Genomic DNA, 13454 nt, shown 5'->3' with positions numbered 1-13454 from the left:
AGAACGAATGAAGAGAGGTACAGCATGATTAGTATGTCACTAAGATCATTTAAAATCCAATCGTATTATATACTAGGTATTTTGTTACTAGGTTGGATGTTAACACCGTTTTCAGCACACTTTTTAGGCGCTGGAATTGGGCTTATTGTAAGTATGTATTGCGTTTGGCTTTTAGGCAGAAGAATTGAGAAGCTTGGAGATAGTATTGTAAAGAAAACGAAAGCACCGACACTCGGTATGTTTAACCGTTTTGCAGCTGCCATTTTGGGTGCTATTATTATGTACGAAATTGAGCACCACATGGTTATGTGGGCGTTTGCAGTAGGGATTATGGGTGGGTATTTCTTAATCGTTGTGAATTTAGGTTACTATAGCATGAAAGATGAGAAAGAACTAACAAAGAGCTAAAAAGATAAAAGACTTCTTTTTAGATGGAATAGATGATCCAGTCACGAATAGAAGCGGTCAGGGCCTTTTTTAGCCCCATACGATGTGAAACCCGAGAGATGTAGTGAGTAGGGATATAATGTATATATTCGAAGCTGTAATTTTATAATCTAGGTCACAGATGAAGAGATTAGCGTTTCACTTTATATAAGATATAGAAAGAAGCTTACGTTTTCACGTAAGCTTCTTTTTTATGTAAGTGTGTGTAACCGTTAAGCCGCATTGGGTTTTGTCGGTGAGTACGCGAAACTTTACGGTTACACGACACTTATTCATATGAGTAAAGGGTTATTCCAACAGAAAGTTTTAATTTAAGCGATTGGACCGCCTAAGTTAATAATGTCTTCAGATACGCTGTCGAACTTTTTGAAGTTAGCTTTGAATTCATTTGCAAGTTCGATTGCTTTTGCTTTGTAAGCAGCTTTATCAGCCCAAGTTTGTTCAGGCATTAACACTTCGTCAGGTACACCTGGTACGTGAAGTGGAACTTCAAGACCGAAGATATCATGTTTAGCTGTTTCAGTTTTTGCAAGTTCACCGTTTAATGCAGCTTGAATCATTGCACGAGTGTAACCTAAGTTCATACGTTTACCAACGCCGTATTCGCCACCAGTCCAGCCAGTGTTTACTAAGAATACTTTCGCATCGTGTTTCTCGATTTTTTCACCAAGCATTTCAGCGTAGCGAGATGCATCAAGTGGTAAGAATGGTGAACCGAAGCAAGTTGAGAATGTAGCTTGCGGAGAAGTAACGCCGCGCTCTGTTCCTGCTAGTTTACTAGTGTAACCACTTAAGAAATGATACATAGCTTGCTCTTTTGATAACTTACTGATTGGAGGCAATACGCCAGATGCATCAGCAGTTAAGAAAATAATTGTATTTGGGTGTCCAGCAACACTTGGCAGTACGATATTGTCGATCGCATGCATAGGGTATGCAGCACGAGTATTTTCTGTTAAAGTAGTATCGTTGTAGTCGGCGATACGTGTTTGGTCATTAATGATAACGTTTTCTAAAACAGATCCAAATGTGATTGCATCGAAAATTTGTGGTTCTTTCTCGTGAGAAAGGTTTACACATTTCGCGTAGCAACCGCCTTCAATATTGAATACACCGTTATCAGACCAACCGTGCTCATCATCACCGATTAGTTTACGGTTTGGATCAGCAGATAATGTTGTTTTACCTGTTCCAGATAAACCGAAGAATAGTGCTACGTCGCCTTCTTCACCTACGTTTGCAGAGCAATGCATAGAAAGAATATCTTGTTCAGGTAATAAGAAGTTCATAATAGAGAAGATTGATTTTTTCATTTCTCCAGCGTATTCTGTACCACCAATTAGTACGATACGTTTTTCGAATGAAACCATAATGAATGCTTCAGAGTTTGTACCGTCAACAGCTGGATCAGCTTTGAAATTCGGTGCAGAAACAATTGTGAACTCTGATTCATGAGTTGTTAATTCTTCTTCAGTTGGACGAATGAATAATTGATGTACAAATAAATTGTGCCATGCATATTCGTTAATAACTTGAATTGGTAGGCGGTAATTGCGGTCAGCGCCTGCAAATCCTTTGAAGACGAATAACTCTTCTTTTTCTTTTAAGTATTCTAAAACTTTAGTATATAATTTATTAAAATGTTCTTCAGAAATCGGTTGGTTCACAGCTCCCCAAGCAATTTTGTCAGCAACCGATGCTTCTTTCACAATAAATTTATCTTTAGGAGAACGTCCTGTATATTTTCCAGTTGAAGCAGAAACGGCACCAGTCGAAGTTAATTTCCCTTCATTTCGCATTAATACTTTTTCCACTAATTGCGGAACACTTAGTTGAATCTGTGCATTGCTTCCGTTCAATAATTCGTGTAAACCAATTTGGACATTCACAGTACTCATATTTATATACCATCCTTTTCATTTAATGAAATATTTCTCGTAATCCCCAACAAGAGTATAACACAATTATATAAATAATGTATACTATTTATTTCTTTTTGTTTGTGTGAATGCATTATTTCCCTATTAATATTTCATTTCAGGCGTATTGAGAAAAACTTTCAGGAAAATGTGAATATTAATTGACAAATGAATATCATTTCTTTAGTATAGGTTGGGACGGATACTCTCTTATCCCGAGCTGGCGGAGGGACAGGCCCGATGAAGCCCAGCAACCTCACTTGTAGTGGTAAATACAGGTGAATAGGTGCTAAAACCTGTGCGAGGCTACAGGTCTCGAACGATAAGAGCGAAGGGCAAAAAGCAGTATGCAAGTAGCAAATTAAACCTTTCCTCTATGTAAAGTAGGAAAGGTTTTTCTGTATGCTTGTGTGGGAGAATAAATGTATGTCGCAGTTTGTGGCAAATTAAGGATGAGTTCCGTACAATATATACAATTACTGTAGGGAGGTTTACCACATGACAAAAAAACGTCATCTGTTCACATCTGAGTCTGTAACTGAAGGACATCCAGATAAAATTTGTGACCAAATTTCTGATTCAATTTTAGATGCGATCTTATCAAAAGACGCAAATGCACGTGTAGCTTGTGAAACAACTGTAACAACTGGTTTAGTATTGGTAGCGGGGGAAATTACGACTTCTACTTACGTAGATATTCCAAAAATCGTTCGTGAAACAATTCAAGGCATTGGTTACACACGCGCAAAATACGGATTCGATGCAGAAACTTGTGCAGTTTTAACATCTATCGATGAGCAATCTGCTGACATCGCTATGGGTGTTGACCAAGCGCTAGAAGCACGCGAAGGTCAAATGACTGACGCTGAGATTGAGGCAATTGGTGCAGGAGACCAAGGTTTAATGTTTGGTTTCGCATGTAATGAAACACAAGAGTTAATGCCACTTCCAATCTCGCTTGCTCACAAATTAGCTCGCCGTTTAACTGAAGTACGTAAAGATGATACATTATCATACTTACGTCCGGATGGAAAAACGCAAGTTACAGTTGAGTATGATGAAAATGGTAAACCAGTACGTGTTGATACTATCGTAATTTCTACACAACATCACCCAGATGTTACATGGGAAGAAATCGATCGCGACTTAAAAGAGCACGTAATTAAAGCTGTAGTACCAGCAGAATTAATGGATGGAGAAACGAAATTCTTCATTAATCCAACTGGCCGCTTCGTAATTGGTGGACCACAAGGTGATGCTGGTTTAACAGGACGTAAAATCATCGTTGATACTTACGGTGGATACGCTCGCCATGGTGGCGGTGCATTCTCTGGTAAAGATGCAACGAAAGTTGACCGTTCTGCAGCATATGCAGCTCGTTATGTTGCGAAAAACATCGTAGCAGCTGGTCTTGCTGAAAAAGCAGAAGTACAACTTGCATACGCAATCGGTGTAGCACAACCAGTATCAATTTCAGTTGATACATTCGGCACTGGTAAAGTATCTGAAGACGTACTAGTAGAGCTAGTTCGTAACAACTTCGATCTTCGCCCAGCTGGTATTATTAAAATGCTAGACTTACGTCGCCCAATTTACAAACAAACAGCAGCTTACGGCCACTTCGGACGTACTGATGTAGATCTATCATGGGAACGTACAGACAAAGCAGCAGCTTTAAAAGAGCAAGCTGGTCTATAATATATGAAAAAAAGCTTTGCGCGGTGAGCGCAAAGCTTTTTTTATTTATAATTACGTTGGAATAAAGCGAAGAGTTCAATGTCATGCCAATTGCCATTGCGGAATATAGCTTCTTTACAAGTTCCTTCATGTTGAAAACCGAGTGATTTATATAATTTAATTGCTCTATCGTTAAAAGAAAATACTCGTAAAGAAAGGCGATGTAAATTTAATTCTAAAATTGCATAATCCAATAATAAGGTGAAAGCTTCCTTCCCATAACCTTGCCCCCAGTAATCCTTGTTACCAATATCAATAATACATTCAGCGTTTCGGTTATACGAATCAATATGAATTAAAGAAGTAATACCAATTGAAAGATGCGTAGATTTTTCTTCAATGATATAGCTCTTAGAGTCCGAAGAATGAATAAATTGCTGGCAAAGTTTTTCTGTGTCTTGAAGGGAATATTTATCAAGAGTGAGCGTAGTTGAACTCATAACGTCTATATCATTATGCCATTTATAATATGTTAGAATATCATCTTCGGAAAACTTTCGTAACTGGATACGGTTTGATTCAAACAATGTAAGTCCTCCTTTTGTATTTCCTTTTCACATGATTTACAAAGGATTGATTTCTTCTGGAACATATGTAATCAACCTTTCATTTGACGTGCTTTACCTGCGCAAAAGGCACTACTTAGTAAAAATAGTGTCGCGAATATAATACTTACTAATGTAGCGTATGGAATTGCGCCTTTTAAGGAAAAGCCGATAGTGATTGAAGCGATGAATAAGAGGATAAATGTTGTTGTTAATTTTTTATAAAGTTCCATAATAGGTAGACCTCCAATTTATTTTTTAGTACAAGTTTTAAAATTGAATTCTATTATGTAGAAAATATAAAGAGTAGCTAAAGAAGTGTAGTCTAGGAGTATAAGAAAGGGAACTTTCCTTTTTATGGGTTAGTATACTTATATTGTATCATGGCGCATTATTGGCTTCATACATAATTGTGTAAAGATATGTATGATAAAATGAAGAAAAGTTTTTAAGAAAGGAAAGATAAAAAATGAGTGTAACTGAACATAAAAAACAAGCTCCAAAAGAAGTGCGTTGCAAGATTGTTACGATTTCCGATACACGTACGGAAGAAACAGATAAGAGCGGACAACTATTACATGAATTGTTAAAAGAAGCGGGACATAAAGTAACTTCTTATGAAATTGTAAAAGATGATAAAGAAAGTATTCAGCAAGCAGTGTTAGCTGGTTATCATAAGGAAGATGTAGATGTTGTATTAACAAATGGCGGTACTGGTATTACGAAACGCGATGTCACAATTGAAGCAGTATCAGCGTTATTAGATAAAGAAATTGTTGGATTTGGTGAGCTGTTCCGTATGATTAGTTATTTAGAAGATATCGGAAGCAGCGCAATGTTAAGTAGAGCGATTGGTGGTACAATTGGGCGCAAAGTAGTCTTCTCAATGCCAGGGTCTAGCGGAGCGGTTCGCCTTGCGATGAATAAATTAATTTTACCGGAATTAGGTCATATTACATTTGAGCTGCATCGCCAATGAGTAAGTATGCTGGAATTGTATTAGCAGGTGGTATGTCGAGTAGATTCGGTGAGCCGAAAGCGTTAGCAATTTGGAAGGAAACTACTTTTGTTGAGCATATTGTGAAAGTGATGGGAAATACTTTGCAAGACATTGTAGTAATTAGCCATACTGATATAAAAGAGCGAGTAGAGCAATTCGTACAAGTACCTGTTATAGAAGACATTCCGCACTATAAAGGGAATGGACCGCTGGCCGGCATTGTATCAGGAATGGAATACATAGAAGCAGATTGGTACGCTATTATGCCTTGCGATGCACCAAACGTGTCGCATGAATGGTTTACCATTTTACTAGAGCAAACGAACAATGAATATGATGCGGTTGTACCTATTATTAATGGAAGAAAACAACCGCTACTTGCGGCGTATCATAACCGCGTGAAAGAAAAGATTTATGCTTTACTTCAGGAAGAAAAAAGAAGTATGGGGCAGCTTTTATCACAATGTAATGTGAAGTATGTTTCTGGAGAAGATGTACAAGCGAATGCGGATTGGTTTATAAATGTAAATACGAAAGAAGAATATGTGCAGGCTCAAAAAGACCTTTCAAATGAATGAAAGGTTTTTTTGATATACAGAATTGGGGAACAATTGCTGTATAAAGGTATGTGAGTAAGTTGATTTTAAGGGGAATTCTTAAAATCATTATACAGTTAAAATACTGTATAACCATATATTAATTTTTATGGGTTTTTATTACAAGTCTGTTTAGTTATGTTTATTTTTGATATAATTAATATAGAAATAAAACAATGCTTAACCTTATGTATCATTTATTAAACTAAAATTTATGACCATGTAATAAACTCCCTTCGTTTTTTTGAAGGGAGTTTTTCTATTTAAGCAAGCAACTCTGATGCGTTATGCTGAAGGACTTCTTCATATTGGTTAAGCAAGCCACGAAAAATCTCATCCCAGCTCTTTGATTTCGCAAAAGAGGAAGCTGCTATTCCCATCTGCTCAAGTTTTTCTTCATTTTGTAATAAAAAATAAATGGATGATAGAAATGCATCTTCATTTTTAGGCGGACAAAGAACTCCCGTTTTTCCATCTGTAATAATATTTTTAACCCCGCCACTATTTGCACCAATAACAGGTGTACCGCATGCGAGTGATTCAAGTACGACATTTCCGAATGTTTCAGTAGCTGATGGAAATACCATTATGTTAGAACAAGCATATGCTTCAGCTAAATCTGCACTTTGTAAATAGCCAGTAAAAGTGATATTTGTTTTCGGAACAGCTTCACGTAAACTTGTTGCTAGAGGACCGTCTCCTGTTATAAGCCAATGAATGTCGCTTCGAGTATGTGCTGATTTAACGATAAGATTTTGCAACGTATCAATATCTTTCTCAGGAGCAATTCGTCCAACGTAGGAAAGGACGTACTTCGCTGTAATATTATATTTTTTTCGGAATAGGTCTGTATTGTAAGCTGGATGAAAGAGTGTGCAATCTACACCACGTCCCCAAATAGAGAGGGCCTGAAAGCCTTTATGTTTTAATTGATGTAATGTTTCAGGAGAGGGTACAAAATTTTTTTGCATATGACTATGAAACCATTTTAAATAGTTCCACAGCATATTGGAGAGGAATTCGATTTTGTAATAACGTAAATAGGCATCGAAATCAGTATGATAAGAACCGACAACTGGGATGTTTAACTTTTTTGCATAATACAATCCACAAAGTCCCATGTTGAAAGGTGTGGCAATGTGAATAATGTCAGGTTTAAAGGAAAGTAGTTCCCGTTTAATACGCGGAGTAGGAAAAGAAAAACGACATTCTGGATATAATATTGTTAACGGGATACTTCTCATCTTATTCACATTCGCTACAAAATTATCTTCAGCTGTATGCTGAGGGGCGAAAACAGAATAGGCGATCTGTTCTTTCTGAAAATATCGTGTTAATCGCTCTAACGTTTTCGCAACCCCGTTAACTTGTGGCGTAAAAGTATCGGTAAAAATGGCGACTCTCATCATATCACTCCTTTATGTGAAAAGTGGGATGAATTGATAAAAAGAGATGATGCCAGAGCAAGTGCCAAGGCACATACCGACGAATACATCTGACGGATAGTGAAGTCCTAAATAAATACGTGAAATACCAACGCATAATGCTAACGGTAATAGGAAAGCAAGTAAGCTTGGATTATAGCAAATAAATGGAATGAAGACAGAGAAAACGGCTGTTGTATGACCAGACGGGAAAGAGTGGTCTTTTAATGGATGGACTGGATATTTTGCATCCTGAATTGTTAAATAAGGACGTTTTCGTGGATACCATCTTTTTAATATTTGTACAGGAATATGGCTAATTGCTAAAGAAATAGCAGTTGCAATTGCTGCTTGATGTAAAGTACCTTTTGCAAAAATTAAAAAGAAAAGTGTGAGTGCGATGGAGAAAGTCGCGCCACCGATATGAGTAATATTGCTGAAAAAGATATTTAATGTTTTTTGATCAAAGTAGCGATTAATTCCTTTAAAAATGTAACATTCTATTTTATATAATCCACTGACCTTCATGAAAATTCTCCTCCCTCGTTTACATATATATGGAGATATTAGCTTTTATTTTAATAAGATTTTGTTGAGGGAGTAATAATGTTTTGTAAAGAAAAAGTTAGTTTTTATATAAAAAAAGCTGCCAATCTTATGGCAGCGGAAATTTACTTCTGTAATGATTTATAATATTGACCTTTTTCAACGTATTGCGTGCGAATACGATCCATATCTTTACGGTCTTCTGCTGTTAATTCACGAATGACTTTCGCGGGACGACCGAAAGCTAACGTGTTTGGTGGAATTTTCTTTCCTTGTGAAACGAGGCTTCCAGCGCCGATAAAAGCTCCTTCGCCAATTTCAGCACCATCTAATATAATGGATCCCATTCCAATTAAAGCATCTTTTTTAATATGACAACTATGTAAAATAACTTGATGCCCAACTGTAACATCATCTTCTAAGATAAGAGGATACTGAGGGCTTTGGTGGAGTGTACATTGGTCTTGTATATTTACTCGGTCTCCAATGATTGTTGGTGACACATCACCACGGATGACTGTATTAAACCAAATACTTGATTCCTCGCCAACGTAAACATCGCCTGTAATCGTAACATAGTCAGCGATAAAAGCACTACTCGCAATTTTCGGTTTTTTTTCTTTGTAAGGATATATCATGTAAAGTCTTCCTTTCCTAGAGACTAGTTTTAGTGTATCAAATTATGAGAAAGAGTGAAATGGAGGAGAGCCGTATGTGGAATTATGAAGCGGAGGAAGCAAAGGCTGTCATTGTTATTGTGCACGGCGCAATGGAATATCACGGACGTTACGAAGCCGTTGCGGAAATGTGGAATCATATCGGCTACCACGTCGTGATGGGGGATCTTCCGTCACATGGAACGACTTCAAGAAATAGAGGACATATTGATTCATTTGATGAATACATAGAGGAAGTTAAACTATGGGTGAAAGAAGCAAGAAAGTATAGGTTACCTATTTTTCTATTCGGTCATAGTATGGGTGGTCTTATTGTCATTCGTATGATGCAAGAAACGAAGAGAGAAGATGTAGAGGGTATTATTTTGAGTTCGCCTTGTTTAGGGGTAGTGACTGGACCCTCTGCTCCGCTTCAATTTGCTTCAAAAATATTAAATGTTGTGGCTCCAAAATTGCAATTTGCAACGAATCTTACGGTGGAAATGTCAACACGTAACCACGAAGTGAGAGATGCAATGGAGAATGATTCTTTGTTCTTGCGCAAAGTATCAGTACGTTGGTATAGTGAATTGATTAAGTCTATCGAAATTGCTCATAAAAAAATAGATAATTTTCCGGATGTTCCGCTCTTGCTAATGCAAGCTTGTGAGGATAAACTTGTAGATAAAACACGTGTCCGCACTTGGTTTGATAATGTTAAAATAAGTGATAAGGCTTTTAAAGAATGGCCGAATTGTTATCACGAGTTATTAAATGAGTATGAGCGTGATGAAATTTTGAGTTATATTCAGTCATTTACTGAAATGCATGTCAATAATATAGTAAAAACAAACAAATAAATCATTATTTGTACATTTAATAGAGGAGATGAAGGAAGAAGTGAACGTACCGAGTAATCCCATAACGCTCATGGCGAAAGTATACCGTGATGTGTTTCCGGTTGTACACCATGAGCTAGCGATGTGGAAAGAGCGTGCCTACCATATTCCGAATGATGAGCTTCATAGTCAGGCAATCGCAAGTATTGAGCATAAAACGTTTCATTGTGAGGGCGGTGGCATTTTAGCTCTGCTAGCAAATGAACACCGAGAAGAATGTATTCGTTTTATCGTAGCGTATCAAACGATCAGCGACTATTTAGATAATTTATGTGATCGCAGTACATCACTTGATCCAAATGATTTTGCCGCACTGCATGAATCGATGTTAATGGCATTATCACCTGAAGTAGAAGGTGGCGGTAATTATTATCGTTATCGTGATGATCAAGATGATGGTGGTTATTTAGATGAACTTGTTGAAACATGCCAAGATGTTTTAAAGAAAACGAAGCACTATGACAAAATTGCTCCTGTTCTTCATGAACTTGCTTGTTATTATTGTGATTTGCAAATTCATAAACACGTGAAGTTAGAAGAAAGAGAGCCGCGCCTGAAAAATTGGTTTGAAGCACATAAAGAAAACTTACCTGAGATGAGTTGGTTTGAATTTTCAGCATGTGCCGGTTCTACACTTGGAATTTTCTGTCTTGTAGCATATGCATTTCATGATGAGTTACATGATGAAGATATTGCGAAAATTAGACAAGGGTACTTCCCTTACGTACAAGGACTTCATATCTTACTTGATTATTTCATTGATCAAGAAGAAGACCGTATAGGCGGAGATTTGAATTTCTGTAGTTATTATGAAAACGAGCAAGCGATATTAGATCGGATGAAACACTTTGTAGAAGAAGCGGAGAAGAGCATTGGTGATTTGCCTCATGCGAAGTTTCATCGCCTTATAAGCCGAGGGTTACTTGGTATTTATTTATCAGATCAAAAAGTATCAGCACAAAAGAATATGCACAAAATGGCACGGCGCATTGTAAAGTACGGAGGCCTCACTTCACGATTCTTCTATTGGAACGGGAAGATGTACCGAAAGAAAACAGCGCAGTGATGAAGAAAACCACTCATGTAGAGTGGTTTTTTGTTATAATATGGTAAAGGTGGTGGTGGAAATGAAGCGATTGTTTCAAAAGCTATATGACAATATTGAAGTAACATTACTTGTGCTACTTTCCATTTCATTTGTAACTGGAATGTATATGATGATGAATAAAACCGGCGGTCCTACAACGATGGATTATGTAGCTCAAATTATCATTGCATTGATTATTATAGTAGATATTGTTTTTTTAATAAGTGGTAGAAAAAAAGAGAACAGTAAATAAAAAGCATTTGTACACGATGGTACAAATGCTTTTTCATTATGATCGTATTTTTAAAAATACATATATAAGAAGTTCAATTGCAAAAATAACTAAAACAGATAGTCCAAATAAAGGCATGACAGCGCCTAGTATCACCATCATGATAAAGAAAACGAATATACTTTTCTTATCTCTTTGTTTTGGAGGTGCTGCTAATTTTCCTTTCGGCTTTCTTGCTAACCACATTTTTATTCCGTAATAAATGAGAAGTAGTAGAGATAATGTCGTTAGTAAGCATAATATTTTATTTGGCCATCCGAATAAATGTCCTTCATGAAGCGGGATACCGTAAGTGAACCATTGTGCAAGTAATCCATAATCACGATAGTCCGTTTTTGAAATGAGCTCCCCGCTATATTGGTCAAAGTAAGCTGTTATCTCTTCATTTGGTGCAACATGCATACCTGTAATACCAGAACCGCTCGATTTCGAAACAGTGAATACACCTTTCGGATCAGCTGGTAGTGAAATAACATATGGCTTCTTTATTTCAATTCCTTTTTGTAATTCATCGACAGAAATTGCTTTCGGTTCATTTGAATTTGATTCAGGCGGAGCTTCTTTTCTTGTTGCCCACGGCAATTCTTTTACCTTTGATTCAGGCGGAGCCATGTACAATTTTGGATATCCGAGTGATTCATTTGACGATGCGATTTTATAAATTTGGTTCCCCATAAATCCTGACCATGGCAATCCAGATGCGACTAGCAGAAAGAGAGGAATTGTAAATATAATACCGATAATAGAATGACGTCTTTTTGCTTTTTCTCGCTTATTGGATGATGGTGTGTTTTTGAATTGTCGTATACTCATGTACAATCCGGTTACGATTAAAAAGATTGTCCAGCATGCCGCGAGTTCTACAGTATAGTTTACGACAGTGCCACCAACTAAAAGAGAACTATGTAATTCCCTCATTATATTGGCAAATGTTTCACTTGCGTTTTGATCCCCAACAATTTGATTATTGCTGTCTAAATACACATATTTTTGTTGCCCAGTATACTCATTTGCAATTGTAAGTCTCGTATTATAATCCCCATTAAACTCACTAATTTTCGCCACGCTATAATGTGGATATTTTTTCTCTGTTAAGGAAATAGAATCAGACATCGAAATAGATTCTGTTTGAGCACTCTTCCCAAAATATAAATCTTTATAGATGAAATCTTCAACTTCCTCCCGAAATAAATACCCAATTCCGCTCAGTGACAACGTAATAAGAAGCGGCGTAATAAAAAGCCCAGCATAAAAATGCCAACGCCAAAGAATGTAATGAAGCGAACGATTTACTTTCATACTTTCAGTTCCCCTAACCTTCCCTATATGAATAACTACTTATTTAATATAGCGAGATTAAGTGTGATTACTTTGAAAGAATTGTGAAGAAAGTTAAAAGTTTTTAGGATGATTTTCATAAAACATAAAACACATTTCAAAAGGGATGTTTTCTATGTTTATGAAGATTTCTTTGTATTTGATAGATACATCCTAACAACCGCATTAGCAAGACATTGAGAGGAATCAACAAAATCCTCACTCGCCACCACATTCAAATCGGTGCATGCGATAATTACCGTATCAACTTCCTCTCTCAATTGTAAAACGAGCGCATTCCACAATTCGCGAGCTTCTTCAACCTCCCCAGATTTAATATAAGTAATGATTTGATTAATCATTTCCTGCCATTTTTCATGATGAATGTACTCTATATTACGTTTTGCAATCCCATCTTGGTAAATCCCAGCTTGAACAGTTGCTTCTGTTGCGAGAAGAGCGACTCTTTTTGTATTTTCAGGAATTGCTTGTAACGTTTCATCGACTATATTTAAAATCGGGATAGAAAGCGAACGCTGTAATTCTTCAAAATAAAGATGCGCCGTATTGCACGGCATAGCGATAAAGCTTGCGCCAGTACTTTCAAGTTTTTGTGCTCCGTCAATAATCGCCTTTTTCATCGCTTCGTGATCAATAGGGCGATCCATGTAAAACGGTGTTGGGCACGAATAGATCATCATATGAGGAAAGTCCATATCATACTTTGCTCCGTATATTGTTTGGCACCTTGCTACAACTGTATCGACGAATGGCCCAGTTGATTTTGGTCCCATTCCTGCTAGTATCCCGATCATTGTTTCGTCTCCTTTAAGAATGTTTACATCCATTATATAGGAGAATAACAAAAAGACGTGCAATGAATGCACGTCTTTTTTTGTTATGTTTTGTCGAACAATCGATATATCCGAGAAATCGTTGATATATTGTAAGTTATGATAGATATATCGAAAAAATCGTTGATATATTGT

15 protein-coding genes and 1 riboswitch are annotated in these 13454 nt (G+C 36.9%); of the genes, 7 read left to right on the top strand and 8 right to left on the bottom strand.

Features of this window, described 5'->3' with window-relative positions; translation table 11 throughout:
- Positions 1-24: 24 nt before the first annotated feature.
- Positions 25-408, top strand: a complete 384-nt coding sequence (locus tag GD442_RS23390; RefSeq protein ID WP_000624926.1) for an ATP synthase subunit I — start codon at positions 25-27, stop codon at positions 406-408.
- A gap of 350 nt (positions 409-758) precedes the next feature.
- On the opposite strand, the gene pckA is transcribed toward GD442_RS23390, so the two are convergent.
- The gene (gene pckA, locus GD442_RS23385; protein WP_000108802.1) at positions 759-2345 is read right to left on the bottom strand and encodes a phosphoenolpyruvate carboxykinase (ATP); all 1587 of its coding nucleotides are present in this window, start codon (positions 2343-2345) and stop codon (positions 759-761) included.
- A gap of 228 nt (positions 2346-2573) precedes the next feature.
- Positions 2574-2695: riboswitch (SAM riboswitch) on the top strand.
- A 169-nt stretch (positions 2696-2864) separates the two neighbouring features.
- Between pckA and metK the strand changes: the two genes are divergently transcribed.
- Positions 2865-4064 carry a methionine adenosyltransferase gene (metK, locus tag GD442_RS23380; RefSeq protein ID WP_000163123.1) on the top strand — a complete coding sequence of 400 codons (1200 nt, stop codon included), beginning with the start codon at positions 2865-2867 and terminating at the stop codon, positions 4062-4064.
- Positions 4065-4105: 41 nt separating this feature from the next.
- Here the strand turns inward: metK and GD442_RS23375 are convergent, their stop codons facing one another.
- Both GD442_RS23375 and GD442_RS23370 read right to left on the bottom strand, forming a co-directional pair.
- Positions 4106-4630 (bottom strand): GNAT family N-acetyltransferase, encoded by a 525-nt coding sequence (locus tag GD442_RS23375; RefSeq protein ID WP_159365212.1) that lies wholly within the window; start codon positions 4628-4630, stop codon positions 4106-4108.
- 71 nt (positions 4631-4701) lie between these two features.
- Positions 4702-4881 carry a hypothetical protein gene (locus GD442_RS23370; protein WP_086401160.1) on the bottom strand — a complete coding sequence of 60 codons (180 nt, stop codon included), beginning with the start codon at positions 4879-4881 and terminating at the stop codon, positions 4702-4704.
- A gap of 236 nt (positions 4882-5117) precedes the next feature.
- On the opposite strand from GD442_RS23370, the gene GD442_RS23365 reads away from it, so the two are divergent.
- Together GD442_RS23365 and GD442_RS23360 are read left to right on the top strand one after the other, a co-directional pair.
- Complete coding sequence (locus GD442_RS23365; RefSeq protein ID WP_000117124.1) at positions 5118-5627, top strand: MogA/MoaB family molybdenum cofactor biosynthesis protein; 510 nt, start codon at positions 5118-5120, stop codon at positions 5625-5627.
- On the top strand, positions 5624-6226 hold the full coding sequence (locus tag GD442_RS23360; RefSeq protein ID WP_000049593.1) for a molybdenum cofactor guanylyltransferase: 603 nt from the start codon (positions 5624-5626) through the stop codon (positions 6224-6226). The genes GD442_RS23365 and GD442_RS23360 overlap by 4 nt, the downstream gene beginning before the upstream one ends.
- A 281-nt stretch (positions 6227-6507) precedes the next feature.
- Here GD442_RS23360 and GD442_RS23355 read toward each other — a convergent pair whose 3' ends face one another.
- The 3 genes from GD442_RS23355 to GD442_RS23345 form a co-directional block, all read right to left on the bottom strand.
- Positions 6508-7650 carry a glycosyltransferase family 4 protein gene (locus GD442_RS23355; RefSeq protein ID WP_086401161.1) on the bottom strand — a complete coding sequence of 381 codons (1143 nt, stop codon included), beginning with the start codon at positions 7648-7650 and terminating at the stop codon, positions 6508-6510.
- Positions 7651-7662: 12 nt separating this feature from the next.
- Positions 7663-8196 carry a phosphatase PAP2 family protein gene (locus tag GD442_RS23350; RefSeq protein ID WP_000868582.1) on the bottom strand — a complete coding sequence of 178 codons (534 nt, stop codon included), beginning with the start codon at positions 8194-8196 and terminating at the stop codon, positions 7663-7665.
- A 143-nt stretch (positions 8197-8339) separates the two neighbouring features.
- Positions 8340-8852 (bottom strand): gamma carbonic anhydrase, encoded by a 513-nt coding sequence (locus GD442_RS23345; RefSeq protein WP_086401162.1) that lies wholly within the window; start codon positions 8850-8852, stop codon positions 8340-8342.
- 74 nt (positions 8853-8926) lie between these two features.
- Between GD442_RS23345 and GD442_RS23340 the strand changes: the two genes are divergently transcribed.
- The 3 genes from GD442_RS23340 to GD442_RS23330 are packed head-to-tail and all read left to right on the top strand — an operon-like array spanning position 8927 to position 11109.
- Positions 8927-9730 carry an alpha/beta hydrolase gene (locus tag GD442_RS23340; RefSeq protein WP_086401163.1) on the top strand — a complete coding sequence of 268 codons (804 nt, stop codon included), beginning with the start codon at positions 8927-8929 and terminating at the stop codon, positions 9728-9730.
- 40 nt (positions 9731-9770) lie between these two features.
- On the top strand, positions 9771-10835 hold the full coding sequence (locus GD442_RS23335) for a tetraprenyl-beta-curcumene synthase family protein (protein WP_001102461.1): 1065 nt from the start codon (positions 9771-9773) through the stop codon (positions 10833-10835).
- A 40-nt stretch (positions 10836-10875) separates the two neighbouring features.
- Positions 10876-11109, top strand: a complete 234-nt coding sequence (locus tag GD442_RS23330) for a hypothetical protein (protein WP_118961730.1) — start codon at positions 10876-10878, stop codon at positions 11107-11109.
- Positions 11110-11145: 36 nt separating this feature from the next.
- Here the strand turns inward: GD442_RS23330 and GD442_RS23325 are convergent, their stop codons facing one another.
- Positions 11146-12447 carry a PepSY-associated TM helix domain-containing protein gene (locus GD442_RS23325; protein WP_071740520.1) on the bottom strand — a complete coding sequence of 434 codons (1302 nt, stop codon included), beginning with the start codon at positions 12445-12447 and terminating at the stop codon, positions 11146-11148.
- 158 nt (positions 12448-12605) lie between these two features.
- The gene (locus tag GD442_RS23320) at positions 12606-13280 is read right to left on the bottom strand and encodes an aspartate/glutamate racemase family protein (RefSeq protein WP_071740521.1); all 675 of its coding nucleotides are present in this window, start codon (positions 13278-13280) and stop codon (positions 12606-12608) included.
- Between the last annotated feature and the right edge of the window lie 174 nt (positions 13281-13454).

The organism is Bacillus sp. A260 (assembly GCF_009861435.1).
Taxonomy (GTDB): Bacteria; Bacillota; Bacilli; order Bacillales; family Bacillaceae_G; genus Bacillus_A; species Bacillus_A cereus.
This window is presented reverse-complemented; position numbering and strand designations above follow the sequence as displayed.